Source organism: Micromonospora sp. NPDC049107, assembly GCF_040648595.1.
Lineage (GTDB): Bacteria > Actinomycetota > Actinomycetes > Mycobacteriales > Micromonosporaceae > Micromonospora.
This window is the reverse complement of record NZ_JBEZEC010000004.1, coordinates 68,782-93,171: the sequence shown is the minus strand read 5'-3', so window position 1 is coordinate 93,171 and position 24,390 is coordinate 68,782. Positions and strand designations below refer to the sequence as shown.

Genomic DNA, 24,390 nt, shown 5'->3' with positions numbered 1-24,390 from the left:
TCACCCGGTAGCCGACGCCGCCGGGAGGTCCCACCCTCCCGGCGGCGTTGTGCCGTGCCGGCCCTCGCCCGCGGCGAACCGGGCCGCGCCGGCCAGCGCGTCGGTGTCCAGCGAATCCATCCCGTACGCCAGTTCGGTCGCCAGCGCCTCCGCCTCGGGCCGTCCGACGCCGGCCAGCAGGGCCGCCCGGTCGTTGCGCAGGCAGGTCTGCGGGTGCCGCGCGATCGCCGTCGCCAGTTCCTCGGCCGCCGCCCGCGCCTGGCCCGTCGGCACCACCCGGTTGACCAACCCCATGGCGTACGCCTCGTCGGCCGGCACCGCCCGCCCGGTGAGGATCAGGTCCATCGCGCGGCTCTCCCCGACCAGTCGAGGCAGCCGGACCGTGCCGCCGTCGATCAGCGGTACGCCCCAGCGGCGGCAGAACACTCCGAGCGTGGCGTCGGATTCGGCGACCCGCAGGTCACACCAGAGCGCCAGTTCCAGACCGCCGGCCACCGCGTACCCCGAGATGGCCGCGATCACCGGCTTGCTGAGCACCATCCGGGTGGGACCCATCGGGCCGTCCCCCTCCGGCTCCACCCGGTTGCCTCTCGGCGTGCCGATGGCCTTCAGGTCGGCTCCGGCGCAGAACGTGCCGCCCGCCCCCCACAGCACGGCGACCGCCGCGTCCGGATCAGCCTCGAAGGCGCGGAAGGCATCCGCCAACGCCCGAGCGGTAGCCCCGTCGACAGCGTTCCGCGCCTCCGGCCGATCCAGAATCACCGTAGTGACAGCCCCGTTGCGCTCCACCCGCACACCCATCCCGCCAGCATGCCCGCCCCCGGCAGGTTTGTCGTCAGCGACCGGTTTGGGAGGGGGATCGCCGGGAAGTCGGTACTCGTGCGAGCGCTATTGACGAAAGTTGAGCAGGACTCCCGGCTGGACCGCGCGGGTGACCGGTTGCAGAAGGCTGTCCTGGGGACGCTGCGACCGCGGCGACTGCGGGACCTGCTGCACGGCGTGACGCTGGGGCACCCGCTGCACCCGGCCATGGTGCAGGTGCCGGTCGGGGCGTGGATCAGTGCCGCCGTGCTGGACCTGATGCCAGGGCAGCGCCGACCGGCGACCGTGCTGGTCGGCTTGGGGACGGTCAGCGCCCTGCCGGCGGCGGTCGCCGGGTTGAACGACTGGGCGGCGCTCTCCCGGGACCAGCGCCGGGTCGGCCTCGTGCACGCGGCCGCGAACACCGTCGGTGTCGGCCTCTACGCCGGCTCACTGGCGGCGCGGCTCTCCGGGCGGAGCGGCGTCGGCAGGGCGCTCGGGTTCCTCGGCCTCTCCGCCGTCAGCCTCGGCGCGTACATCGGCGGGCATCTGGCGTACAAGCAGGGCGCCCAGGTCAACCAGAGCGTGTCCGAGCTGCACCGGATGAGCGACGGCTGGCACTCGCTGGCCGACATGGCCACCCTGCCGCAGCGCACGCTGATCACCCGAGAGGTAGACGACGACATCTCGGTGATCCTCTACCGCCACGGTGACGAGGTCACGGTGATGCTGGAGCGGTGCCCGCACCAGAGCGGGCCGCTGGGCGAGGGCGAGGTCCAGGAGATCGACGGCCACGCGTGCGTGGTCTGCCCGTGGCACGGCAGCGCGTTCCGTCTCAACGGCGGCGAGGTCATGCAAGGTCCCTCCGGCAATGACCAGCAGATCCTGCCCACCCGCATCCAGGACGGCGTGCTCCAGACCCGTCTCCCCTGACAGCGTGCTGCGGGGTCGACGATGACCGGCCGCCCTCGACGCACTGATGCCACATAGTCATCTTGATGACTATGTGGCATCAGTCTGTCCGGGGTGTCCGCTCCCGGGCGCGTGTGGGGCACGGCGCTCGGGCGTTGGCCGCGCGTGGGCCACTCGCGCTCGGGCGTCGGCTGTGTGTGGGCCATGGCGCTCGGGCGTTGGCCGCGCGTGGGCCGCAGCTCCCGGGCGTCGTTCGAGCGGAACTCGGCGAGCGGGGCTGCGACCTACGCGTGCGGGTGCCGGCTCAACCCCGCCGGTGCCGACCGCCCTGGACGCCGTCGTCGTCCCATTCGCCGACCGCTCCGGCGCTACGACCGGGCAGGGCCAGCGGCGTGCCGGTCGGAGGGCCAGTGGGCGGGGCGGGCGTCTCGGTGGCCGCCGCCGCACGACGGGCGGCCCAGGCGGCGCCACTGCCCGCTCGACCCGCGTCACCGCTCCAACCCGCCTCACCGCTCCGACCAGGGCTGCCGCTCCGACCCGCGTCACCGCTCCGAGCAGTGCTGCCGCTCCGACCGGGGTTGCCGCTCCGACCAGTGCTGCCGCTCCGGGAGGCGCGGCTCTCGGTGGTGGAGCTGCCGCCGACCCGGGTTGACCGGCGTCGCGGGGTACGGGCGGCCGCAGTCAGCCGGGGTGCGGCGCCGGCCGTGGCCGGCCGACGGCGGAGACCGAGGACCGCGCCGATCTGGGCGCCGACGATGCTCGCCACGGCCAGGACGGCGGAGACGGCCAGCGGTCGGTTCACCCGGTCGGTGGTTCCGGCCCGGGCCGCGCCGACGGTCATCGTGGGTGCCTCACCCGTCGACTCCGTACCGCTGGGTGGTGCCTGCTGTGTGCGCTCCGGCGCCGACCGCTCCGGGGCCGGTCGCGCGGGCGGTGTGGGCGCGGCGGGTCGACCGACGAGTTTGCCGGTCGCGTGCGAGCGTGCGCCCTGGTCGGTGGCCTCCGCCGGGAGCCGGAGCAGTTGCCCGGGACGAATCCGGTCCGGGTCGTCCAGCCGGTTCAGCTTGGCGAGTTGCCGGTAGTCGTCGAACTCGTCGAGGTACCGCTCGGCCACCTCGCCGAGGTAGTCGCCCCGGGCAACGCGGTACACCGGCGCAGCCTGGTCGCCGGGGCTCGGCCCGCCCGGCGCGACAAGTCCGAGCGGCCCGCTCCCCAGGGCGTCGCGGGGCCCGCTCGCGGCCAGGCCCAGCGGGGTGCTCTCGGTGAGCCGCGTGGTGGTGGCCGACGCGCTCGGCTGGGCGTACGCCGGACCGACGTAGACCGCGGCGGCGCTGGCGGCGGCCGGGCTGGCCGCGAGGATCAGGGCGACCGAACCGACCAGCGCGGCGGCGGCCTTCTGCTGGCGGCTCATTCCGGGCAGCTTCGGCGCCGGCCGGCGCAGGGTCTGCGCGCCCAACTCGACGAGGACGGAGAAGGTGAACGTGGCCCAGCCGAACCAACCGGCCAATGCCAGGGCCCGAAGGAAGAGTTGCCCGTCGTCCCGGCTGGTCAGGGTGGTGCCCACCTCGGCGAGGGTGGGCAGATGGTCGGGCAGGGGATTGCCGGCGAAAGCGAGCAGCGCGACCGGCGCGCCCGCCACCAGGGCGCAGAGCACGACGAGCGCGCCGAGGCCGGTGAGGACGCGTCCCGTCCGCCGTACGACGGACCGACCCGATGCGGACATGGCTGCCTTCCTTCCTATGGGACCGGGGGTGGGGCTGTGGTGATGGCCCGTGCGGTCGCCTCTCCGGTGATGGTGACCTGGTCAGCGAAGCCGAACAGGCCGAGCATCGAGCGGCGGTAGGTGATCGTGAGGCGTACCCGGACGACGACCTCCCCGGCGATCTGCGGGAAGCTCACGGTGTGGCTGGTGGTGGAGCCGACGGCGGTGAGGTATTCGGCGACCGCCACGCGGGCCTGCGGCTGGTCGATCCGCGTCGGCCCACCCTCGATCGCGGTGGCCCGGTCGATGGCCTGCCCGCCCGCGCGGGCCGCCTCAGCGGCCAGGTTGTCGGCGCGTTGCAGCGTGCGGAGCTGGCCCGCGCCGTCGAACGAGAGCCCCACGATGGCCAGTACGCCGATCATCGCCACGGCCAGGAAGATGCTGACCCGGCCGTGGTCGCCGGAGAGCGTACGGAGGTTCATCGTCGGCTCCGGTAGCGGTCCAGGGGCGAGGTGAAACTGGCCTCGATCTTGTTCTCGGTGGGCATGCCCGGTAGGGCGTTGAGCCGTAGGTCGCGGAACGACACCCGGCACTCGACCGTGACGGTGACCGTCGCGTTCTGGCCGAGCGCGCTGCGGTAGGCGTCGTCGAATCCGGTGTCGCTGTTGCCGACCCTGCCGCCGAAGGTCAGGGTCGGAGCGGCTCCGCAGTCCAGTCCGTGCCAGTCCAACTGCTCCTGGGCTGCCTTGCGGGCCTGTTCCTTCGCGTCGGTCGGGTCGCGGGAGATCGACGCGGCGCGGGCCGCGTCGTGCGCGGCGGCGTCGAGAGCCTCCGCCGCCACCGCGCTGCGTCCGGCAACGCCCGCCAGCACCATCAGCGCGATGAACGCGGGCGCGAGCACCGCCACCTCGATGGAGACCGAGCCGCGCTCGGTGGTCCGGCTCACGGCGCTGTCACCCGCTCCACCGGCCCGTGCGCGGTCTGCCCGATCTCGAAGTCCATGCCGGGTACGACCGACAGGGACCGGCCGGTGACCGTGCAGGTCACGTCGACCTCGCTGGTCACACAGCTCGGACCGCCGGCCTTGTCCCAGCCCAGCAGCCAGCTACCGCTGGTGGACAGGAACTGCTTGGCGCTGGCTACTCCGGCGCCGTCGGACGCGTTGTACCGCCGTTCGGCGTTGACCCCGCTCTGGGCGGCGTTCAACGCCGTGGCACGAGCCAGGAAGACGGCCGCCACCTGGAGCGACGCGAACAGCAGCACCAGGATCAGCGGCATCACCACGGCCAGCTCCACCGGATTCGCGCCCCCCTCCCGGTCGCCGGTCACGAGACGACGCCGGGCAGCGGAAACCGCCCGGCGCCACCTCGGGTACGTGACTCGGCGCATGCCGGCTACTTCGGGTTCGTGTGGCCCGGGATGGCCTTCATCCAGTCGTTGGCCTTGCCGAGGGCCAGGCCGGTGACGATGGTGGCCACGAAGACCAGGCCGAAGATGATCACCGCGGTCGGTACCGGGCTGTCGCCCCGCTCGCCGTCCCGGCGTAGCTCGGCGAAGCGCGTCGTCACCACGACGTGCAGGTAGGTGAGGATGGACATGGCGTACTCCTTCTCGGGGTCGGATCAGACACGGGCGATGAACGGGTAGACGACGAAACCGAGCAGCACGAAGACGAGGAGCGCGCCCGGAATGTCGAGCTTGCTGGTCACGCCCTCGGCGCGGGCCAGGTTGTCGGTGCGGATCTGGTCGCGTAGCGAGTCGGCCCGGCTGCGCAGGGTCTCGTGCACCTGCGCGCCCTCGCTGCCGGAGGAGCGCATGATCGCGCCGACGTCGCCCAACTCCGGGATACCGATCTTGTCGGCGAGGTCGCGCAGCTCGTCCCAGGGGGCGTGCATCTGCATCTGGGCGATCCGCAGCGCCTCCTGAAGGCGGTCGAACACCCAGCCGTCGCAGACCGCCGCGGCCCGCTCCAACGACTGCACGGGCCCGTGCGCGGCGGAGAGCTGCAACGCCACCAGATCCAGGTACGTGCAGACGGCCTGGCGGAACTCGTCGCGGGCGGCGTCCGCCTTGGTCAGGACCGACCGGTGCGCCAGCAGACCGGCGACGAACGCCATGCCGAGGCCCCCGAGCACCGGTACGACCAGCGGCAGCGAGATGCCGAGGACGAACAGCGCCACCCCGAGCAGGGTCGGCGTGGCCAGTCCGATCAGCGCGGACAGCAGCACCGACAGCGCGTACTGCTCGGGGGTCTGGCCGATCAGGGCGAGCTGCCGGTGCGGCGGTCGTAGCCAGCGGGACAGCCCGCTGAGCCAGTCCAACCGCCGGGAGGCGGGAGTGGCCGCCCGGCCGGTACCAGGCGGCTGGTGCAGGCGGCGCAGCGCCGGGCCGAGCGCGGGAGTGGCCGGCACCAGCTCGCGGATCACCAGGAACAGGCCCAACCCGATCGCCGCCCCGCCGGTGACGGCGACGCCGAGGAGCCAGTTGACGATCATCGCGGGCCTCTTGCCGGCACCGTGGCGCTCGCGCTCACGCGACGACCTCCTGTGGGTCGGGCGCCGGCAGGAACCGGGCCGGTCGCTGCGGCTGACTCATCGAGCGGACCCAGGCCAGCAGGCCGATGAAGGCGATGCCGAGCGCGGCCATCACCACCTGACCGGTCGGGGTGCCGTACGGCTCGATGTACTCGGTGTTGATCAGGCCGTACGCCAGCGTCGCCAGCGTCATCCCGGTCAGGAACCGGACCGCGAACCGGGGCTGGGTGCGCTTGGCCTCGATCTCCCGGCGGGTCGCCACCTCGGCGGACGCCGCGCCGGCGATCGAGCCGAGTACGTCGCCCAACCGCTCGCCCCGGTCGGTGAGGTGCAGGATCAGGGCCGCCACCACCTGGTCGCAGACCGGGTCGCCGATCTCGTCGGCGAACGCCAGCAGCGCGGAGCGGGCCAGCCAGCCGGCCTGCAACCGGGCGGCGAGCAGTCGTACCTCGTCCTCGATGCCGGGTGGCACGCTGCCGATCGTGCTGATGATCGCCTGTTGGAGGCCCTGGCCCGTACCGGAGACGTCCTTGAGCCGGCGGGTCCACTCGCCGACGGCCTCGATCCGGGCGATCGCCCGCTGCTCGGCCTTGCCCACCGCGAACAGCCACGGCGTACCGGGTACCGCCACCGCCACGAGCAGCCCCACCACCGGTAGCCCGGTCAGCAGGAACGCCAACGCCCCGGCGACCACCGCGGCGAGCAACAGCGCCTGGTAGGACCGCCGTTCGGCGGGCGTGGCGCCGGAGCCCCGCCAGAGGCGACTCAGGCCGGGCCCCGCTCCCGGGCCGGGGCCCGGGGGTCGACGGGTGCCGACCAGCGCGACCACCGCCAGCAGGAGCCCCGCCACGCAGGCGGCCCCGGAGACCACCGCGATCAACTCCAGGCTGTTCCCCATCAGGTCACCGCCGGGCCAGTCGGGTCTGTCGGGGCCGCCGCCACGCGCCCGTACCGGCCTCGATCCACCGGGTCAGCAGTCGGGAGTCGTACCCCACGCGGAGCAACTGGTCGCGGACGCGTTCCGGCAGGTGCCGGGGGACCGCGCGGCCGTCCGGACCGGGACCGAAGACGGTGGTGGTGGTGATCCGTCCGGCCTCGCCGGCCCCGATCACCTCTTCCACGTGCGAGACGAACCGGTGCTTACGTCCGCCGATCGCGCTCTCGTCCTCGACGGTGACGTAGACGATCAGGTCGAGGGCGTTGCCGGCCATCCGACGTGCCTGGTCGACGGTCATCTCGCGGCCGTGCGCCAACGCCAACTCGACGATCCGCTCGCCGACACCGGCGGCCGTACGGGCGTGGATCGTGCACATCGAGCCCCGGCTGGTGGTCATCGCCTGGAGCATCGGCACGATCTCGCGGGACCGCACCTCGCCCACGATGATCCGCAGGACGCCCATCCGCAGCGACAGCGGGATCAGGTCGGCGATCGTCACCTCGCCCGCCGGACGGCCGTCGAAGCCGCGCTCGCCGTGCCCTTCCCGCGCCTCGAAGCTCATCACCGCCCGGTGCCGTTCGCGGCGGCGCGCCGGCAGCAGTTCCCGGCTCTCCTCCAGCAGCACGTACGGCTCGTCGGGCGGGATCTCGTTCATCAAGGCCCGGATGATTGTGGTCTTTCCGGCGCCGGCCAGCCCGGCGACCATGATGTTCAACCCGGCGCGCATCGCCGCGCGCAGGAAGTCACGCAGCAGCGGGTCGATCATCTCGTCCAGGTCGCCCCGGCTACCGGCGACGTCGTCGAGGCTCACGTCCAGGGTGTTGTGCTTGCGGATCACCGCGTACGGGCGGTGGCTGACCAGGAACACCGCCGCCAACCGGCTGCCGTCGGGCAGTTGCAGGTCGAGGGTGGGCTTCACGGTGGACAGGGACCGCTCGGTCGCGCCGGCCCGCCGCGCCGCCGCCTGGAGGATCTCGACCAGTTCGGCGTCGCTGTCGGCGATCGGCTCGCCCCAGTCCACCCCGCCGCCGTGTCGGGTGATGCGCACCTGGTCGCAGCCGAGGATGTGCACCTCCTCGATGGTGTCGTCGACCAGCAGGGTCTGTAGCCGGCCGAGTCCGACCAGCTCGGCGGTCACCTGGTCGAGCAGCAGACGCTCCTCGCCGGCGGCCATCGGCGTGCCGGCCCGGCGGACCGCGTCGGCGTACTCGGCGACCACCTGGACGGCCAGCCGCGCCCGCTCGGTGTCCTCCTCGTCGGCGGTGAACTCCCGGCCGCGCTGCCACAGGGTGAGTCGTTCGGTGAGTTCCCGGCGCAGCTCCCGGACCACCTGGAAGTCCATCCGGGGTCGAGGGGCCGTCTCGGGCGGCGGCGTGGGCGTCGGCTGCGGCATCGGCGGCACGTGGTGGTGCCGGCCGTTCGCGGGGGTCAGCGGTGGCGCGGTGGACGTCGCGCCCGGCGGCTGCTGGCGGGGGTCGGCCGAGACGGGTTCAAACCGCATCCGGCACCCCCTGCTGTACCGGCCAGGCCAGCCGGGCGCGTCGCCGTTCCAGCAGCGCCCCGACCGGCACCTCCAGCGCGGTCGCCGCGCGCAGCAGCGGCCGTCCGGCCCGCACGGTCCCACCGAGGCCGAGCACCCCCGCGGTACGCGGGTCGTGCGGCAGCCGGGCGATCACCGGCAGCCTCAGCCCGCGACTGATCTCGGCGCGCCCGTGCCCGTCGCCGACCAGCAGCAGCCGCAGGGTGCCCGGCGGTACCCGGTGCTCGGCGAAGTCCCGCTCGATCGTGGTGACCACCGCCCGCGTCCCGGACAGGTCGGGCAGGTTCGCCCGGGTCACCAGCAGCACCACCGAGGCGGCCCGCAGCAGTGGCCACGGTGGGCCGTTCACGTGCAGTCGGCCGCAGTCGACGAGCACGTCGTAGCCGGGTGTGCCCCGGTCCAGGGCGTTGAAGTAGTCGGCGAAGCGCTGCCAGAGCGGGGTGACGCTGCCGGCCTGCGTCGGGTCGACCAGACCGGGCAGCAGCAGCCGTTCCCGGCGCGGCGCGTCCAGGTCGACCAACTGGGACCAGAACGCGGTCTCCAGGTTGCCGTCGCGCAGCTCGCCGACGGCCAACTCCCCGATGCCGCGCGGACCGTCCAACTGGCCGCCCAGATAGCCGGCGAGGATCGACCCGCCTGCCGGGTCGCACTCGGCGAGGACCAGCCGGCGGTGCCAGGTCAGGGCGCAGGCCAACGCCGAGGTGGTCACGCCGGGCGAACCCTTCGCGGACACCAACGCGATGATCGCCATGGTCAGGCCGCCTCGATCAGCACGACGGCGACCCGCTCCTGGGCGGCGAGCGCCACCACGGCGGGTACGTCCCGGATGAGGAGCGCCAGGTACAGCACCTTCTCGTCGTCCGTCGGGCTGACCATGTCGATGACGGTGGCCGTGAACCGGGTGCCCGCCGTGGCGGCCGCCCCGGTGGCGTCGTCGTCCGGGGTGCTGACCAGCAGCACCTTGTCGCCGGGGTGCAGCGCGCGGGCGGGCACCTGGGCGGTCTTCAGGCCGAGCGCGATCTGCTGCTGCCCCGGGCCGAGCAGCGGGTCGTCGGTCACCTGCCCGAGGGTGAGCAGGGTGCCCGGCACCAGCGCCACGGCGGCCCGCTTGCCGACCACCTCGTCCAGCCGGCCCGCCGGCACGGGGCGTAGCCCCTGGCCGCCGGCGACCTGCACGGTGATCAGGTCGGCGGCGGTGACCTCCCGGCCCACCTCCACCGGTCGGGCCACCGCGAGGTAGCTGCCGGTGGCCCGGACCGAGGTGACCGCGAACGCGGCCCCCAGCCCACCGAGGGCGATCAGGAGTACGGCGAGACCCAGCAAGCCTGGACGGACGCGGCGCTGCCGGACCACCTTGGGCGGGCTGACCGGCGCGTCCACCGGTCCGGTCGCGTTACGCGTCGCCACACTCACCGTTCGATCTCCATTCGTGGCTGGGGTGCTCGCAGAACCGGGTCACTCACCTGGTCACCACCTGGAGCTCCCTGATCTGTACCGGCACGGTGCCGCTGGTCCGGGTCTGCGCGATCGGGTCGCCCTCCACGCCGTTGTCGGTCCACCAGCGGACCGTCCAGTACGTGGTGGCACCCACCCGGTAGGTGCCCGCCTTCGGGTAGCCGTGGTCGTAGCCGCAGTCCGGCGAGGTGCGGCCGGCGCGCTTGCCCTTCGGGTCGTACGGGGTGCCGGGCTTGGTGCAGGTGACCGTGTCGCCGTTGCCCATGCTCCAGACGATCCGGTTGACTTTCGCCTCGATCGAGACGGTCAGCCCACGGTCGGTCGCGGAGGCGTTCAGCGGCCCGAAGTAGCTGGCGCTCGGGGTGGCCCACATCCAGACCGGCAGGCCGACCAGGCCGGGGCCGATGTCCTTGCGGGGGGCGACCTTGAGCCGCGCCGGCAGCAGCTTGATCGACGCGAGCGCCCGGCGGGCCAGCTCCTCCGGGTCCGGCGGAGCGCCGAAGCCGGCCGGCGGCCCGTCGAGCGGCAAGGTTCGCTGCGCGCCGAGGTCGCCGCCGTTGCAGGTCTGGACGTACCACTGCTGGCCCTCGGGTGCCGACGGTTGCGGCACGGCGAGCTTGTAGTAGCAGCCGTCGCCGTTGTTGAACCAACCCAGCAGGTCGTCGTAGCAGGGGATCGTCCGGCCGCCCCACTGGCAGACGCCGCCACCCCCGCCGCCGCCGGAGTCTCCGCCGCCGTTGTCCCCGCCGCCCCCCGGGTCGCCGGGGTGGCCCGGCTCGTCGTCCCAGACGTTGCAGTCCGGTTGGCCGGGCGGGCACTCCACCCCCGGGCCCGCACGGCGGGCGGCGGAGGCCGGCAGGGTCGTGCCGACCACCAGCAGCATCGCCACACCGACCCCGGCGAGGAGCCGGCGGCTCAGCACGGCTGGTCCTGGTGCGCGACGCCGGAGCTGATCAGCCAGCGGCCGTCCGGATAGCGGGTGGCGGTGGCGGTCGCCAGGTGCTTGCCGCCGCCGCTGCCCGGCACCACCCGTTGGTCCTTCGTGTAGACGAGCCGGTAGCCGGTCGCGTCCAGGCAGTCCTGGATCTCCACGGTGGCCGGGTCCGAGTCGAGGTCGACGGCGATCACGGTGGGATCGGATCGCAAGGTCCCGGTACGCATCGCGCCGTGCTCCTTAGCGTCGCGAATGGACAATTGCACCCGGGTCAGCAGTGGATCAGCGAGAAATCTGGACAGTTCCGGCGCGTGCGGATCGCCGCGCCCACTCGCCGTGCGCGAGGCCGCGAGATATCCGGAGTACGCCTCGAGCGCCGCCTTTTCGGCGGCCCCGCGTTCGACATCCGAATCTGCCCGTACCCCGTCGGCACGCTCCGACGTCGGGCGGTCGACCACCTCCGGCCCGCTGCCGCAGGCGGTGGCCGCCACCGTCGCCACGATCGCCAGCAGGCAGGTTGTTGCTCGCCTGAACTGCCGTCCGACCACCGCCGAACCCTCCTCGTGACAGCCCGACGTGGCGACGAAGCGCCGGTGTCGAGCATGCGAAAGCGCGCCCGGATCACTTCATCCGGCCGTTCATTGGCGCTTCTGCATTCACCGTTGCGGATCTTCTACAAATGCGAGGTCCTGTGTTGTCCGATCATCGATGTGAGGCTTGCGTCACACTCAAGGGGCGAGCATAAGCTCACGCTCGCCGATGCAACAGAGGCAATTCATGCGAACACTCTGAGTGATGATGGGTGGTGGTGGCAGGTGTCCGTGCGGCGCTTCGGATGGCTGTCGGTCGAGGGGTCGCCAATGGCCCGGCCTCGTTGGCGCGGGCCGATCCGTCCTGACCCCTACGCCCCTTACGAGAATGGGACATCGCAACCGGAAGCCGGCATGTGGCCAGCGTCGCGGCTCGGCGGCGACCGCACATCGTGCGGGCCGATCCGGGGCGGACGGAGTCGGTGGGGGACGTCGCTTTCCGCGCCATCCGCTACACCCGAGCGAACGTTCAGTCACGATCCGTGTTCACCTTTCGGGGCGGTCGCGCGACGTTCGGCGGGGTCGACGTGGCGCTGACGGCCGAACCGACCGACCAACCGTCCGCCTCCGGCGGTCCTGCGGTCAGCGAGGTGGGGCCGGTGCCGGGTACCCGTCGTCTCCGGCTCGCACCCGTGCTGGCAGCCCTGCTCGTCACCCCGCTGGCGCGGTTGGCCGTCGTGCGTCACGCCGTACCCTCGGACGCCGCCAGCCGGACCGGGTGCGACGCCTGCGGGGCCGCGATCAGCCTGACCAGGCCGTGGCCCGCGCTCGGTCCGGCGGCCCGGTGTGGTCGGTGCCGCGCCCGGGTCGGGCCGCCGCCCGGCACGATCGAGGTGGCGGCCCTGGCCGCCGTGGCGCTGCTCGTGCTCGTCGGCCCGCCGCTGGGCGCGTTGCCGGCCCTGGCCTGGTGGCTGGGCTGGACGCTACCGGCGGTCTTCGTCGACCTGGCCGTGCACCGGCTACCCGACCGGCTCACCCTGCCCGCCGCTGGCGGAACCTGGCTGCTGCTCGGCGTGGCGGCGCTGGCCGGCGCCGGGGCGGGTCCGTGGGTGCGGGCCGTCGCCGCCGGTACGAGTCTGGCCCTGTTCTTCGCCGCCAGCACGTTGCTGCTCGGTCGCCGCGGCTTCGGGCTGGGCGACGCCAAGTTGGCGCTCGGCGTGGGCGCGCTGCTCGGCTGGTACGGGTGGCCCGTCCTCGTGCTCGGGCTGCTGCTCACGTTCGGGCTGTCCGCGCTGGTGAGCCTGGGGCTGCTGGTGGCCCGACGGGTCCGCTGGACCACCCACCTGCCGTTCGGCCCGTTCCTGCTCCTCGGCACGGCGGGCGCCCTCCTGGCGACCTGAGGGTTACGGGCGGGGTCGGCCGGCCAGGTCGGGTATTCGACGGCGGGCGTCGGTGCGGCGACGTAGCGCCTCGGCGGCCGGGCGGGCCAGCAGCGGGGTCGCGACGAGGGCGACCAGGGCGCCGAGCAGCAGGCCCGCGGCCACGTCGTGCGGGTAGTGCACGCCCACGAAGACCCGGGAGAACGCGGCCAGCAGGGCCAGCGGCAGGGCGAGCAGCCCGAGCCGCCGGGAGAGCAGCAGCGTGGTGACCGCCAGCGCGCCGGCGAGGGTGGCGTGGTTGCTCGGGAACGAGTAGTCACCCGGCGGTGGGCAGGTGCCGGCGATGATGGCCCGGCCCACTGTCCGACACGGCCGGTCCTCGTCCACCACGGTCTTGAGCAATTCGCTGCCCGCGTACGCCAGGAGAGTCGGCAGCGGCGCGACGAGGGCGAGTGCCCGGTCGTGCGGGCCGCCGGCCAGTCGGCGCAGCGCGGCCACCACCAGGAGCGCGCCGAGGAGCAGGATCACCCCCTCGGTGGCGTGCCCGACGAACCACTGCACCGGGTGCGGGGTGCCGGCGGCGGCATCGACGATGTCGCGGTACCACTCGGCGCTGATCTCTGGGACGTCCGTACTGCCGTTGTCGGCCATGAATCACCTCTCCACACGTTCATACCGCGTTCACCTTGGAGACATCTTGGAAACGCGAACGTGGGGCAGGTGGGTCCAGCGCGCGATCGGCTGACCGGGGCTCAGGTCGACGCGGGTCCCTCGGCCACGCGCTGGGTCGGGCCGGGGCCGCCGGCCATGCGCTCCCGGGCGGCCTCCAGCGCCTCGAAGGCGTACGCCCAGTTGTGGCACTTGAAGCTGCGCAGGCCCTCAATGGCGGTGTGGCAGTCGGCGCAGTGCACCCCCGCGATGGCGTCCGGGACCTCGGTGTTGACGTACTTGTGGTCGCCGAGGATGACCTCGGCGATCATGCCCTTGTCGTGCAGTCCGGTGACCGCCGAGGAGACGATGTCGTACCAGGTGATCCGCCGGCCGCACTTCGGGCAGTCCGGCTCGTCGCCGCTGACCCAGAGCGGGGCGCCGATGGTGCGCGTCGGCATACCCAGCAGCTTCTCCAGACGCCGGACATCCGACTCCGGCGTGGTCCACCGGTGTCGGCCGGGCAGTGACGCGGGCGAGTCGTACACGGCGCGGAACAGGTCTTTCTCGACCCGTACGGTCTCCCGTTGACTGGTCATCGGCGTCCCTCCTCGTGAGTGGGTGCCCCCACCGTGGTCGGCGCTGACCAGGGGTGCAGCCGGATCAACGACACGAGGGGGCGGCGGGTCGTCGGCTCAGCTGCTACACATCGAGATCCGACCGTGCGTCGAAGGGATCCCTCGTGACCGAGCAGCCGGCACCCGACACCACCGACGTCACCGCCCGCCCCAACGTCGCCCGGATGTACGACTACTTCCTGGGTGGCAGCAACAACTTCGCCGCCGATCGGGCCGCCGCCCAGCGGGTGCTGGAGATCTTCCCGGACACCGCGGCGGCCGCCCAGATGAACAGACAGTTCCTGCGCCGGGCCGTCCGGTACGCCGTCGGGCAGGGCGTACACCAGTTCCTGGACATCGGCGCGGGGCTCCCCACCCAGGGCACGGTGCACGAGGTGGTGCGTGCGGTGACGCCGGACGCCCGGGTGGTCTACGTGGACTACGACGAGGTGGCCGTCGCGTACGCCAGGCGGTTGTTGACGGACGTGCCCGGCACCGCCGTCGTGCAGGGTGACCTGCGACGGCCCGACGACCTGCTGGCCGACCCGGGCGTGCGGGGCACGCTCGACCTGGACCGCCCGGTGGCCGTGCTGCTGCTCGCGGTGCTGCACTTCGTTCCGGACGGGGACGACCCGTGGGGGGCCGTCGCCCGGCTGCGCGACGCGACCGTGCCCGGCAGCCACCTGGCGTTGTCGCACCTGACGCTGGACGGCATCCCGGCAGAGTTGGCCGAGCGCGGTCAGGCCGTGTACCGCAACAGCAGCGCGCCGCTGGTGCCCCGCACGCACGCCGAGACGCTGCGCTTCTTCGCCGGGTACGACCTGGTGGAGCCCGGTCTGGTGGAGACCACCCGGTGGCGGCCGGACGGGGAGTCCGAGGTCGTGGAATCGCACGGGTACGCCGGGGTCGGCGTCCGCCGCTGACCCGCTCTCGCCTTCGGCGGCCGGCCCCGGGGGGAGTGGTCAGGACACGATCAGGGGACTCCGCCGTCGGCGACCCTCTGAGGTGTGAATGTTTGTCCTAATCTCGGCACGTTCCAACCTTCCCGTCCGAACCCTGACCAGGGACTTCGGGTCGGGCAGCGTCCTCGGACCGGCCTGGGTGGAGAGTGGCGATGAGCGGCAGCAGACGGATCGATCAGATGGCCCGACGGCAGTTCGTCAAGTTGTCCGGGGCCGTCAGCGCGGGCGGGCTTCTCACCCTGGCCGGGGCGGACGGCGGAATGGCCGACGGTGGTGACGGCACACCCCAACCCCCGCCACCGCCGAACCCGGGTGGCACGGCCTGCCCGACGCCGTCGGCGCTGTGCGGCTATCCCACCGACACCGGCGGCCGGTTCGACCTCTGGGACCGGGTCCAGGTCTGCCTGGGTACACGGACCTCACCGCCGACCAACTGCCTGCGCACCACGTCCACCTACGTGGTGCTCAACGGCGCGCCGCCGAACACCCACAACTATCTGCTCGTGCCGACCTGCCGGGTGAAGGGCATCGAGTGCCCGTTCATCGCCACCGCCGCCGCGCCGAACTACTGGTTGGACGCCTGGATCAACGCGCAGCCCGGGCAGCCCTCGCACGTGGTGTACCCGCACATCGGGCTCGGGATCAACTCGGCCGACGCCCGCCAGCAGGACCAACTGCACATCCACCTGGCCGGCATCCACAGTGGAATTCAGACCCAGCTCAACTCGTACGACAACGTGATCAGCAACAACCCGGCGAACTGGCGGAACCAGATCGTCCCGATCTGGGGCCTGACGAGCGGGGGCGCCCCGGCCCCCCGCTCCTACCGCGTGCTGCACGTGTCGAATCTGAACGACAACCTGTTCACGCTGCTGCGCGACTTCGTCGTACGCCCGACCGGGGCGAACATGGCCAACCAGGCGATGGCGGTCACCCCTCGCCTGGTCGGCAACGGCGGGTTCTACGTCATCAACAGCGAGCCCGCACTCCAGACCCCGCAGGGCCAGCCCGGCGGTACGGGCACCGTCGACTTCCTGCTCGCGTACACCTGATTTCCGCCGGTCAGCCCTTCACCGCCCCGGCGGTGAGCCCTTCGGTCAGGAAGCGCTGCCCGAGCGCGTACATGATCACCACGGGGATGCTGACGAGCAGCGAGGCCGCGGCGAGCTGTCCCTGCGGTACGACATCTCCGGCGATCATCGACTGCATCCCCACCGGCAACGTCTTGTACTCGTCCTTCGTGATGAACACGAAGGCGAAGAGGAACTCGTTCCAGGCGTTGGTCAGGGTGAAGAGGGCGACCGCCAGCAGTCCGGGCTTGGCCAGCGGCAACACCACCCGGCCGAACGCCTGTAGGCGGGTGCAGCCGTCGACGAGCGCGGCCTCCTCCAGCTCCACGGGGATCGAGGAGAAGTAGCCGACCAGCAGCCACGTGGCGAACGGAAGTGTGAACGTCGGGTACGTCACGACCAGCGACCACAACGAGTCGGTGAGTCGCACGCCGATGAGCATCTGGTAGAGCGGGATGAACAGCAGCGCGCCCGGCATCACGTAGGTGAGCAGCACGGTGACGGTGAACCCCTGCGCGCCACGGAACCGCAGCCGGGCCAGCGCGTAACCCGCGAGAGCGGCGCAGACCAGCGCCACCGCCGTGGACGCCGCGGACACCAGCAGGGTGTTGAGGTACCAGCGACCGAACGGCTGGTTGGCGAAGAGCCCGGTGAACTGCTCCGTGGTCCACGGCGTCGGCCACAGGTCGTCCGTACGCATGACGACCTGGCCCTCGGACTTGAAGGCCGTGACGCCGATCCAGTACAGCGGACCGAGCACGAAGAAGAGCAGCCCGGCGAGCGCGACCCAGGAGCCGAAGCCCGACACCGCCGAGGATGCCCGGCGACCGCCGCGCGACTGGAGGGTCGACACCACCCGGCCCACCGCCGCCGCGATCAGCAGGATCACCCCGAGGATCACCGCCGCCTTCCAGAAGATCTCCGGCGACGCCCAGATCAGCAGCCCGGTGACCACCGCGGTGATCACCCACGGCAGGGCCTTGCGCGCCCGCGTACCGACCCGCAGCGTCGCGCGTCGTGCCCGGGGCAGTTTCGCCCCCGAATCCTGGCGCAGCAGCCGGACCAGGAAGAACACCAGCCCGCCGATGACCGGCAGCATGACGAGCGTGACCGCCGCGCCCGCGCCGTACTGCAACTGCAGGATCGCCTTCGAGTACGCGACGAGCACGTACGGCGCGGTCACGTCACCCGGACCACCCTGGGTGAGCAGCCAGACCAGGTCGAAGTTGTTGAACGTCCAGATCGACGACAGGGTCACCGTCACGGTGATCACGTGGCGCAGGCCGGGCAGCGTCACGTTGGCGAACCGCTGCCACGCCGACGCGCCGTCGATGGTCGCCGCCTCGTACAGGTCGGCCGGGATGGCCTTCAGGCCGGCGAGGAAGCACACGGTGAAGAAGGGCACCCCCTTCCAGACGTTCACCATGATGACCGACGGCATCGCCAGCGACGGGTCGGACAGCCAGCCCGCCGGCCAGCTGTCCACCAGGTGCAGGTCGACCAGCAGCGGCCCGATTCCGGTGGCGGTGAGCAGGTTGTTGACGCTGCCGAAGATCGGGTCGAGCAGCGCGCGCCAGCTGAACGCGGTCACCACGGTCGGCACCACCCACGGCACCAGGAGCAACCCCGCCAGCACCGCCCGCCCGCGGCGTCGGTGGTGCAGCAGCAGGGCCGCGGCCAGCCCGAGCACGACCTTGAAGATCTCGGCGTACGCGGTGAAGACGAACGAGTTCACCACGCCCGTGTGGAACTGGTCGTCGCCGACGAGGTGCAGATAGTTGTCCAGGCCGACGAACACGGACTCCTGCCCGTGCCGTTCGGTGGTGCTGGTGACGATCGATCGGGCGATCGGTACGAGCACAAGGCCGCCGACCAGCACGGCCATCGGCGTCAGGAATAGCGCCGCCATTCGCCAGTCACGACCCAGCCGGCGCTGGGTCGGCGTGAGGGAGCCGGATCCCGGCGGCGAGGAAGCCCTCGCCGCCGGGACCCGCGCGGGACGGAGCGTCCTCACTGCGGCAGCCCCTGCTGGTTGAAGATCTGCACCATCTTCGTGTGGGCCGCCTTGACGGCCTGCGCGGGCGCGGTGCCCTGCACGACCTGCTGCATCATGTCGGTGAGAACGTAGGCCGAGCCGACGGCCTGCTGGCCGGCGCTGGCCTTCTGCGGGAAGGTCAGGCCGTTCTTCGTGTTCAACGGCAGCTGCAACTGGGTGATCTTGCGCAGCATGGGGAACGCCGGGTCGCCGCTGGTGAAGAACGGGTCCGCGTCCCAGACCTTCTCCCAGGCGGGCATCACCAGACCGGGTGCCTCCTTCGCCACTCCGAGCAGCGCGGGCGCGCTGACCAGGTACTGCGCCAGGAGCTTGGCGAGCGCGGGGTTCTTGGCGCCCTTGAAGATGACGAAGCCCTGTGACTGGCCGAGCAGCAGGGGGTTGTTGGTGGCCGGTCCGATGCAGTCGGAGAACACGTGGGTGTTGGCGTGCACCGGGTTCTTCTTGGTCCGCGAGTCCGCGTAGACGCTGAACTGGTTGCGGGTGTAGCCGAGGATGCCGGCGAGCCAGTTCTCGTTGTTGCTGGTGTCGGTCCAGCTCGCGATTCCCGGCGGCAGCATCGGCTTGTACTTGGAGTTCGTGTAGATGTCGCCGAGGAAGGTCACCGCCTGCACCGTCTCCGGCGACTCGAACGTGACCTTGCGGCCGTCGTTGGAGGCGATCGACCCGCCGTACGCGTTGATCAGCGCCTCGATCATGCCGTTGGCGTCGCCGGACCGGTTGATCGTCATGCCCCAGCCGAACCGGCGCTTGCCGGGATCGGAGATCTCCAGGCAGACGTCCCGCAGCTCCTCCCAGCTGTAGATGTCTTTGGGCGTGATGCCCTTGTCCTGCATCCAGTCCTTGCGCAGGAACGACCCGATCCCGATGAAGTGGTACGGGATCGCGAACCACTTGCCGTCGAAGACGCAGTAGTTCTTGGCCTCCGCGCACGGCTCGCCGTACTTGGCGGTCAGCGCCTGGACGACGTCCGTGACGTCCTCCAGGTCGCCCAGCGCCTGGAACTGCGCGACGAACCGGGAGTCGGTCATGAACGCCAGGTCACGAGCCACCCCGCCCTTGACCTCGGCATCGATCTTGGCGACCACGTCGCCCGCGTCGGCCTGCACAAGGCTGTTCTCGATCTTGGTGCCGGTGGTGTCGGCGAACTTCTTGATCGAGCTGTCGAGGGCGTCGTTCGCCGCCGTCGAGTACAGCTTCTGCGACAACATCCCCATCGAGGAGCCCTTCATCGACGCGGCGGCGTCGATCAGCTCCTGCGGAACCTCGGCCTGCACCTTGGTCGGCGATTCGGAGGTGCCCCCACACGCGGCCAGACCCGCCGCGCCGAGCACTCCCACCCCCATCCCCAGCACGCCGCGTCGAGACCAACCCGATTTGTCCTCCATGGACACCCGCCTCCTTCATCTCGCCGCGCACGGCCGCACGCCGAAGGCGTACCCGGCGAACGCCGCGATCGTCGTGTTTCCAGTTGGGCTTCTGTGGTGGCGACCACGGAGGGTCGCCTGTCGAGATCAGTTCGCTCGTCGGTCGCCGTCACGGCGAGCGGGCCAGCCGGCCGCCGCGGGACGTCCGCTCACGCGTGCTCCGTCCGAGCCACCCGAGATCTGTCGGGTGCCGCACCTCGGATGGCGCGACGTGGTCGAGGCGGTCGGCGACAGGGTCGAGACAGGGGCGCTGACGTTCCGGTTCGGTCGTGTCACGAGACCACCGCCGTTCGAGATTTCGAACTAGGTTCGATATACCGCATCGAGTGGTGCGACGCTAGAGCAGCCCGGTCACCGATGTCAATGTTTCGATGCTGTTTCGAACCGAAAGCGGGAGGTTTGCTACCGGGACTGGGCCCGATAGCCCATGCGCGTCGACAGCGCTGCCGCGCCCTCGCGAACCAACCCGGTCCACTCCACCTGCACCTGCGGCGTCCACCGGATGATCGGCGCGGACAGGCTCATCGCGGCGATGACGGCCCCGGAGTGATCCCGGATCGCCGCCGCGACGCAGCGCATCGCGCTGTCCGACTCGCCGACGTCGACCGCGACGCCCTCCGCCCGGACCTGGTCGAGATGCGCCCGCAGGAGGTCCGGGTCGGTGATGCTGTCCGACGTCATGCCCGGCAGGGGATCCTTCAACAGGACCGCGTCCAAGTCCTCCGGATCGAGGGCCGACAGCAGCACCTTGCCGACCGCCGTGCAGTGGGCGGGCAGCCGCAACCCGACTCCGGACACCATCCGAACGGGGTGGATGCTGTCGAACTTGACGAGGTAGACGACATCCGCGCCGTCCAGCACCGCCACGTGAACCGCCTCGTCACAGGCGGCGGCCACGTCCCGCGCGACACCCTGCGCCTCGCGTACCAGATCGAGCCGACCCGCGAACGCCGCGCCCAGCTGGAACAGCGGCATCCCGAGCCGATACTGCACCGGTTGACCCGGCACGGAGATCAGGTACGAGCGAGCCTCGAGCGTCACGAGCAGCTCGTGGACGGTCGTGCGCGGCAGGTCGAGCCGCTCCATCACCTGGCGGGCCGACAGTTGGGGGCAGTCCAGGAACAGTTCGAGGACGTCGAGTGCGCGGATAACTGCCGGTACCACACGGGCCATGTCGCTAGTCCCTTCGAAATGCCGGACCCGCGTCAACGATCTCCACACGGACCAGCACCTGAAGAGGATAGCCACGTGAGCCGTCCGCGCCAGGCTCCGGACCAGGCGGGGACGGCAGGCACCACCTTCCGGGCGCGCCGCGGCGCACTTCCGGAAGGTGGCGTCAGGTGTCGATGTCAGCTGGTGTGTTGCAGCACCGGGACGATCCGGAAGTCGACCGTGGCCTGGTCGATGGTGGCGTGCACCGGGGAGCCGGCCATCTCGGTCATGATCTCCGAGGCGCTGCGCCGGCCGTCGGCGGCCGAGTCCCACGCGACGATGTCGGTGATGGTGCCGTCGTCGGCCTGCATGATCCGACGCCACCGGAAGCCGGGCTGCCGTCGCAGGTACTCGTTGATGTCCTCGTTGGCGTCGACGAAGTCGGCGCCGGTGAGGCCGGCGACGAGCCGGAACGTGGTCATCTCGAGCGCTTCGCTCATGGGTGCCCTCCTCGTGGTGTGCGCTCAGCCCTGCACGGTGGATCGCATGGTGATGTCGTTGACGTCGACGCTGTCCGGCTGGGCGATCGCGTAGGCGATGGCGTCGGCGACCGCCGAGGCCGGCATCCCCAGTTCCTGGGCCGCCGCGTGGACGGCGGCGCGCACCTCGGGGGAGCCGCCGTGCTCGGTGAGCTCCGAGTGGGTGTAGCCGGGGCTCACCAGCGTCACCCGGACGTCCCGGCTCTCCTGGCGTAGCCCCTCGGTGAGGGCCCGGACCGCGTACTTGGTGGCGCAGTAGACGGCCGCCGTCGCGTCGACGCGGTACGCCGCTGTCGAACCGATGTTGATGATGTGTCCCGTACCGCGCGCCCGCATCAGTGGCAACGCGGCGGCGATGCCGTAGAGGGTGCCGAGCAGGTTCACCTCGACCATCTGCTCCCACTCGTGCACCCGCAGCGCGTCGAGGGTGGAGAGGGCCATCACGCCGGCGTTGTTGATCAGTACGTCGACGCGGCCGTGCCGATCGTGAGCGGCCTTGACGAAGGAGAGCATGCTGTCCCGGCTCGTCACGTCCAGCTCGTGGTGGTCGGCTGCGCCACCGGCAGCGCGCAGCTCGTCGACGAGCGCGGCGAGCCGGTCCACCCGCCGGGCGCCCAGCACGACGTGATGGCCGTCGGCGGCCAGTCGGCGAGCCGTCGCCGCGCCGATGCCGCTGCTGGCCCCGGTGATGAGGATGATCTTCGAGTCGGTGCTGTCTGCCATTGCTTCCCCCGTCGTGCTTCGGACCTGCGGCCGAGCGCCGCTGCTCAACGATGCGGCCCGTGCACGACCCCCGGAAGGGTGTGGCTTCCTGGGTGCGCGACACCTCGGCGGCGCATACGTCCTCGTTCAACTTCGGTCCGCTCTGTCCCGTACGCCCTCGGCCGGAAGCTGTACGGCGCGGCGACCGGCCCCGCGAAGCCGGCGGCTGGCCCGGTGTCGCCGGGTTCTAGGCTGGTCGACATGTCCGATTCAAACCGGCTTGGGGAATTCCTTCGGGCCAACCGCGCCCGAGTGGGCCCGAAAGGGGTCGGGCTGCTCGGGAGTAGCGACCGCCGGGTACCGGGACTGCGCCGCGAGGAGATCGCGGTCCTGGCCCGGGTGAGCGCCGACTACTACGCCCGCCTGGAGCAGGGCCGGGAGCGCAATCCCTCCGCACAGGTGCTCGACGCGATCGGCCGGGCCCTACGCCTCGACCAGGAGGCGCGCGGTCACCTCTTCCGGCTCGCCGGGCTCCATCCGCGCCCCGGCCCGGAAAATGCTCGGGCGTCCGTCCACCCCGCCCTACTGCGGCTGTTGGACGCCTTCCCCATCTCCGCCGCGTACGTGCTCAGTCCCGCGTTCGACGTGCTGGCCACCAACGGCGTGGCGGCGGCCCTGCTGTCCCCGTTCACCGGCCCGACCAACATGGTCCGGGTGCTGTTCCGGCATCCGCAGGCCCGTACCGTCTTTCCCGACTGGCCGACCCTGACCGAGAACGTCGTACACGCCCTGCGACTCAACGCCGGTCTCTTCCCGGGCGACCCCCGGATCGAGGCGCTCGTCAGCGACCTGCGACGGGACTCGCCAGAGTTTCGCGCCCTCTGGGCGGACCAGACAGCGCAGGGCCTGACCCGCATGTTCAAGGTCATCCAACACCCCGAGGTGGGGCGGATCGAGCTGACCTACCAGACCTTCGACGTCCGGGACGCTCCCGGTCAGCAACTGCTGGTCGGCACGCCCGAACCGGGCAGCCGCAGCGCCAAGGCGCTGGCCACACTGCCGGCATCAGATAGCCGAGCAGAGTGACGACGGTCACAGGAGTGGGGGACCCGATCGCGCGGGGACGGTCGTCTTACCTCACGTGAGACGAAGCCTGGACACGACGGACGAGCAGGAGCTCGTCCGTCGCGTGGCCCGCGGTGACCGGCGGGCCTTCGACGAGCTGTACCGGCGTACCGCGCCCTGGTTGGAGGTGCGCCTGCGCCGCCGGTGCGCGGACCCGGACGTGGTCGCCGACGTCCTCCAGGAGACCTACCTGACGGTGTGGCGGTCAGCCGGCAGCTTCGCCGGCGACCAGGTCAGCGGCAGCGCCGTCGGTTGGCTGTGGACCATCGCCGCGCACCGCCTGGTGGACGCGTTCCGGCGTCGTTCGCGGCAGGCCCGGGTGCCGCAGGTGCATCCGGTCGAGACGGTCGTGCCCGCCGCCGAGGACGAGGCGCTCGCCGGCCGGGTCGGGCAGGAACTCGAACAGGCCCTCGCCGTGCTGCCGCCCGAGGTCCGCGCGGTGCTCCGCGCCACTGTCCTGGACGGCTTCACCGTCCGCGAAACGTCCGTGCTGCTGGGCGTACCCGAGAACACCGTCAAGTCCCGGATCCGCCGCGCCCGGATCGTCCTGCGGGAGGCCCTGTCGTGACCACGCATCCCACCCTGAACGACATCGACCGCTACGCCGACGGCGATCCCGGTCTCGACGAGGCGACCGTCTGGTCGATCGAAGTGCACCTGGAGAGCTGCGCCGACTGCCGCGCCCGCCTCGCCGGCAGCACCACCATCGAGTCGCGCGCCCTGGTCGCCGAGGTCGCGGCAGCCGTCGACCGCGCGATCGCCGCCGGCCCCACCCCACGATCAAGGGCCTTCCTCCGTACGCCGCTGCGGCAGCGCTGGTTCGTGGCGGCGCTGCTGCCCTGGGTCGCCATGACCGCCGGCGTGCTCGGCACCGCGGCCGTGCTCACGTACTTCCTGTCCGAGCTGCCGTCGATCGTGCTGCTGCTCGCGCCCCTCGCGCCGCTGCCCGGGGTCGCCGCGGCCTGGAGCAGACGCGGCGACCCGGCCTGGGAACTCGTCGTCGGCACCCCCTCGGCCGGTCTGACGATGCTCCTGCGCCGTACCGCCGGGGTGCTCGTCCTCGTCATCCCGGTGCTCGCCGTGCTCGCCGCCTACGGGGCCAGCCGGGTGAACCCCGCGCTGATGCTGCTGCCGTGCCTCGCCTTCACCGCCGCCACGCTGCTGCTCGGCTCCCTCGTCGGGGTCCGCCGCGCCGCAGTCGGGCTGATGGCCGCCTGGGCCGCCGCCGTGATCGCACCCAGCCTCGCCACCGCCGAGTTGCCGGTGCTCCTGGAACCGGCGGCCATCGGTGGGTGGGCCGTCGTCACGGTCGTGCTGGCCGCCCTGACCCTCCTGCGCGCCAACAGCTTCCGGCGCCTCACCTCGTTCTGA

At 71.8% G+C, this 24,390-nt stretch carries 26 protein-coding genes and 1 pseudogene; 7 read left to right on the top strand and 20 right to left on the bottom strand.

Annotated elements, in window-relative coordinates; genetic code table 11:
• On the bottom strand, positions 1 to 801 hold the full coding sequence (locus tag AB0B55_RS11565) for a crotonase/enoyl-CoA hydratase family protein (protein WP_357171647.1): 801 nt from the start codon (positions 799 to 801) through the stop codon (positions 1 to 3).
• Between the two features lie 78 nt (positions 802 to 879).
• On the opposite strand from AB0B55_RS11565, the gene AB0B55_RS11560 reads away from it, so the two are divergent.
• Positions 880 to 1,734, top strand: a complete 855-nt coding sequence (locus AB0B55_RS11560) for a DUF2231 domain-containing protein (RefSeq protein WP_357132017.1) — start codon at positions 880 to 882, stop codon at positions 1,732 to 1,734.
• Positions 1,735 to 2,416: 682 nt separating this feature from the next.
• Here AB0B55_RS11560 and AB0B55_RS11555 read toward each other — a convergent pair.
• From AB0B55_RS11555 to AB0B55_RS11500, 12 genes and pseudogenes are all read right to left on the bottom strand, one after another.
• Positions 2,417 to 3,436: pseudogene (locus AB0B55_RS11555) on the bottom strand (LysM domain-containing protein); the annotation flags it as partial.
• A 14-nt stretch (positions 3,437 to 3,450) separates the two neighbouring features.
• Positions 3,451 to 3,897: a pilus assembly protein TadG-related protein gene (locus AB0B55_RS11550; protein ID WP_357132014.1), complete on the bottom strand. Its 447-nt coding sequence runs from the start codon at positions 3,895 to 3,897 to the stop codon at positions 3,451 to 3,453.
• Entirely contained in the window at positions 3,894 to 4,361 is a 468-nt protein-coding gene (locus tag AB0B55_RS11545; protein ID WP_357132011.1) for a TadE/TadG family type IV pilus assembly protein, read from the bottom strand. The genes AB0B55_RS11550 and AB0B55_RS11545 overlap by 4 nt, the downstream gene beginning before the upstream one ends.
• Positions 4,358 to 4,804, bottom strand: a complete 447-nt coding sequence (locus AB0B55_RS11540; protein ID WP_357171646.1) for a TadE family protein — start codon at positions 4,802 to 4,804, stop codon at positions 4,358 to 4,360. The genes AB0B55_RS11545 and AB0B55_RS11540 overlap by 4 nt, the downstream gene beginning before the upstream one ends.
• 5 nt (positions 4,805 to 4,809) lie before the next feature.
• Positions 4,810 to 5,013: a hypothetical protein gene (locus tag AB0B55_RS11535; protein ID WP_357132005.1), complete on the bottom strand. Its 204-nt coding sequence runs from the start codon at positions 5,011 to 5,013 to the stop codon at positions 4,810 to 4,812.
• Between the two features lie 24 nt (positions 5,014 to 5,037).
• A complete protein-coding gene (locus AB0B55_RS11530) occupies positions 5,038 to 5,907 on the bottom strand; it encodes a type II secretion system F family protein (protein WP_357171824.1) in 870 nt (289 codons plus the stop codon).
• A gap of 37 nt (positions 5,908 to 5,944) precedes the next feature.
• The gene (locus AB0B55_RS11525; protein WP_357132002.1) at positions 5,945 to 6,847 is read right to left on the bottom strand and encodes a type II secretion system F family protein; all 903 of its coding nucleotides are present in this window, start codon (positions 6,845 to 6,847) and stop codon (positions 5,945 to 5,947) included.
• 4 nt (positions 6,848 to 6,851) lie between these two features.
• Positions 6,852 to 8,387, bottom strand: coding sequence for a CpaF/VirB11 family protein (locus tag AB0B55_RS11520; protein WP_357171644.1), 1,536 nt, complete (start codon positions 8,385 to 8,387; stop codon positions 6,852 to 6,854).
• A complete protein-coding gene (locus AB0B55_RS11515) occupies positions 8,377 to 9,177 on the bottom strand; it encodes a ParA family protein (protein ID WP_357131996.1) in 801 nt (266 codons plus the stop codon). The genes AB0B55_RS11520 and AB0B55_RS11515 overlap by 11 nt, the downstream gene beginning before the upstream one ends.
• A gap of 2 nt (positions 9,178 to 9,179) precedes the next feature.
• On the bottom strand, positions 9,180 to 9,839 hold the full coding sequence (locus tag AB0B55_RS11510) for an SAF domain-containing protein (protein ID WP_355048367.1): 660 nt from the start codon (positions 9,837 to 9,839) through the stop codon (positions 9,180 to 9,182).
• A 46-nt stretch (positions 9,840 to 9,885) separates the two neighbouring features.
• Entirely contained in the window at positions 9,886 to 10,764 is an 879-nt protein-coding gene (locus AB0B55_RS11505; RefSeq protein WP_357171823.1) for a hypothetical protein, read from the bottom strand.
• A gap of 32 nt (positions 10,765 to 10,796) precedes the next feature.
• Positions 10,797 to 11,273, bottom strand: a complete 477-nt coding sequence (locus AB0B55_RS11500) for a hypothetical protein (RefSeq protein ID WP_357132252.1) — start codon at positions 11,271 to 11,273, stop codon at positions 10,797 to 10,799.
• Between the two features lie 722 nt (positions 11,274 to 11,995).
• On the opposite strand from AB0B55_RS11500, the gene AB0B55_RS11495 reads away from it, so the two are divergent.
• Complete coding sequence (locus AB0B55_RS11495) at positions 11,996 to 12,745, top strand: A24 family peptidase (RefSeq protein ID WP_357171822.1); 750 nt, start codon at positions 11,996 to 11,998, stop codon at positions 12,743 to 12,745.
• A gap of 3 nt (positions 12,746 to 12,748) precedes the next feature.
• Here AB0B55_RS11495 and AB0B55_RS11490 read toward each other — a convergent pair whose 3' ends face one another.
• Both AB0B55_RS11490 and AB0B55_RS11485 read right to left on the bottom strand, forming a co-directional pair.
• Positions 12,749 to 13,375 carry a phosphatase PAP2 family protein gene (locus tag AB0B55_RS11490; protein WP_357131993.1) on the bottom strand — a complete coding sequence of 209 codons (627 nt, stop codon included), beginning with the start codon at positions 13,373 to 13,375 and terminating at the stop codon, positions 12,749 to 12,751.
• 101 nt (positions 13,376 to 13,476) lie between these two features.
• On the bottom strand, positions 13,477 to 13,971 hold the full coding sequence (locus AB0B55_RS11485; protein ID WP_357171642.1) for a hypothetical protein: 495 nt from the start codon (positions 13,969 to 13,971) through the stop codon (positions 13,477 to 13,479).
• Positions 13,972 to 14,114: 143 nt separating this feature from the next.
• Here AB0B55_RS11485 and AB0B55_RS11480 point away from each other — a divergent pair, with 143 nt between their 5' ends.
• Positions 14,115 to 14,912, top strand: a complete 798-nt coding sequence (locus AB0B55_RS11480; protein ID WP_357171641.1) for an SAM-dependent methyltransferase — start codon at positions 14,115 to 14,117, stop codon at positions 14,910 to 14,912.
• Positions 14,913 to 15,103: 191 nt separating this feature from the next.
• Positions 15,104 to 16,003 (top strand): CDP-diacylglycerol diphosphatase, encoded by a 900-nt coding sequence (locus tag AB0B55_RS11475; protein ID WP_357171640.1) that lies wholly within the window; start codon positions 15,104 to 15,106, stop codon positions 16,001 to 16,003.
• Between the two features lie 10 nt (positions 16,004 to 16,013).
• Here the strand turns inward: AB0B55_RS11475 and AB0B55_RS11470 are convergent, their stop codons facing one another.
• The 5 genes from AB0B55_RS11470 to AB0B55_RS11450 form a co-directional block, all read right to left on the bottom strand.
• The gene (locus AB0B55_RS11470) at positions 16,014 to 17,930 is read right to left on the bottom strand and encodes an ABC transporter permease subunit (protein WP_357131981.1); all 1,917 of its coding nucleotides are present in this window, start codon (positions 17,928 to 17,930) and stop codon (positions 16,014 to 16,016) included.
• A 101-nt stretch (positions 17,931 to 18,031) separates the two neighbouring features.
• Entirely contained in the window at positions 18,032 to 19,462 is a 1,431-nt protein-coding gene (locus AB0B55_RS11465) for an extracellular solute-binding protein (RefSeq protein WP_357171639.1), read from the bottom strand.
• 441 nt (positions 19,463 to 19,903) lie between these two features.
• Positions 19,904 to 20,674, bottom strand: coding sequence for an IclR family transcriptional regulator (locus tag AB0B55_RS11460; RefSeq protein ID WP_357131975.1), 771 nt, complete (start codon positions 20,672 to 20,674; stop codon positions 19,904 to 19,906).
• A gap of 176 nt (positions 20,675 to 20,850) precedes the next feature.
• Positions 20,851 to 21,153, bottom strand: a complete 303-nt coding sequence (locus tag AB0B55_RS11455; RefSeq protein ID WP_357171637.1) for a hypothetical protein — start codon at positions 21,151 to 21,153, stop codon at positions 20,851 to 20,853.
• 24 nt (positions 21,154 to 21,177) lie between these two features.
• A complete protein-coding gene (locus AB0B55_RS11450; RefSeq protein WP_357131969.1) occupies positions 21,178 to 21,915 on the bottom strand; it encodes an SDR family oxidoreductase in 738 nt (245 codons plus the stop codon).
• Between the two features lie 240 nt (positions 21,916 to 22,155).
• Between AB0B55_RS11450 and AB0B55_RS11445 the strand changes: the two genes are divergently transcribed.
• From AB0B55_RS11445 to AB0B55_RS11435, 3 genes are read left to right on the top strand one after another with little or no spacing between them, the layout of a single operon-like run.
• Complete coding sequence (locus tag AB0B55_RS11445; RefSeq protein ID WP_357171636.1) at positions 22,156 to 22,980, top strand: helix-turn-helix transcriptional regulator; 825 nt, start codon at positions 22,156 to 22,158, stop codon at positions 22,978 to 22,980.
• Between the two features lie 55 nt (positions 22,981 to 23,035).
• The gene (locus tag AB0B55_RS11440) at positions 23,036 to 23,587 is read left to right on the top strand and encodes a sigma-70 family RNA polymerase sigma factor (RefSeq protein ID WP_357131963.1); all 552 of its coding nucleotides are present in this window, start codon (positions 23,036 to 23,038) and stop codon (positions 23,585 to 23,587) included.
• Positions 23,584 to 24,390, top strand: coding sequence for a zf-HC2 domain-containing protein (locus AB0B55_RS11435; protein ID WP_357131960.1), 807 nt, complete (start codon positions 23,584 to 23,586; stop codon positions 24,388 to 24,390). The genes AB0B55_RS11440 and AB0B55_RS11435 overlap by 4 nt, the downstream gene beginning before the upstream one ends.

Excerpts from the sequence above, each read along its gene's own strand:
- AB0B55_RS11565 (WP_357171647.1), bottom strand. The coding sequence starts at position 801 with ATGGGTGTGCGGGTGGAGCGCAACGGGGCTGTCACTACGGTGATTCTG.
- AB0B55_RS11550 (WP_357132014.1), bottom strand. The coding sequence starts at position 3,897 with ATGAACCTCCGTACGCTCTCCGGCGACCACGGCCGGGTCAGCATCTTC.
- AB0B55_RS11540 (WP_357171646.1), bottom strand. The coding sequence starts at position 4,804 with ATGCGCCGAGTCACGTACCCGAGGTGGCGCCGGGCGGTTTCCGCTGCC.
- AB0B55_RS11535 (WP_357132005.1), bottom strand. The coding sequence starts at position 5,013 with ATGTCCATCCTCACCTACCTGCACGTCGTGGTGACGACGCGCTTCGCC.
- AB0B55_RS11525 (WP_357132002.1), bottom strand. The coding sequence starts at position 6,847 with ATGGGGAACAGCCTGGAGTTGATCGCGGTGGTCTCCGGGGCCGCCTGC.
- AB0B55_RS11520 (WP_357171644.1), bottom strand. The coding sequence starts at position 8,387 with ATGCGGTTTGAACCCGTCTCGGCCGACCCCCGCCAGCAGCCGCCGGGC.
- AB0B55_RS11515 (WP_357131996.1), bottom strand. The coding sequence starts at position 9,177 with ATGGCGATCATCGCGTTGGTGTCCGCGAAGGGTTCGCCCGGCGTGACC.
- AB0B55_RS11505 (WP_357171823.1), bottom strand. The coding sequence starts at position 10,764 with ATGCTGCTGGTGGTCGGCACGACCCTGCCGGCCTCCGCCGCCCGCCGT.
- AB0B55_RS11490 (WP_357131993.1), bottom strand. The coding sequence starts at position 13,375 with ATGGCCGACAACGGCAGTACGGACGTCCCAGAGATCAGCGCCGAGTGG.
- AB0B55_RS11485 (WP_357171642.1), bottom strand. The coding sequence starts at position 13,971 with ATGACCAGTCAACGGGAGACCGTACGGGTCGAGAAAGACCTGTTCCGC.
- AB0B55_RS11475 (WP_357171640.1), top strand. The coding sequence starts at position 15,104 with ATGAGCGGCAGCAGACGGATCGATCAGATGGCCCGACGGCAGTTCGTC.
- AB0B55_RS11470 (WP_357131981.1), bottom strand. The coding sequence starts at position 17,930 with ATGGCGGCGCTATTCCTGACGCCGATGGCCGTGCTGGTCGGCGGCCTT.
- AB0B55_RS11465 (WP_357171639.1), bottom strand. The coding sequence starts at position 19,462 with ATGGAGGACAAATCGGGTTGGTCTCGACGCGGCGTGCTGGGGATGGGG.
- AB0B55_RS11460 (WP_357131975.1), bottom strand. The coding sequence starts at position 20,674 with ATGGCCCGTGTGGTACCGGCAGTTATCCGCGCACTCGACGTCCTCGAA.
- AB0B55_RS11455 (WP_357171637.1), bottom strand. The coding sequence starts at position 21,153 with ATGAGCGAAGCGCTCGAGATGACCACGTTCCGGCTCGTCGCCGGCCTC.
- AB0B55_RS11450 (WP_357131969.1), bottom strand. The coding sequence starts at position 21,915 with ATGGCAGACAGCACCGACTCGAAGATCATCCTCATCACCGGGGCCAGC.
- AB0B55_RS11445 (WP_357171636.1), top strand. The coding sequence starts at position 22,156 with ATGTCCGATTCAAACCGGCTTGGGGAATTCCTTCGGGCCAACCGCGCC.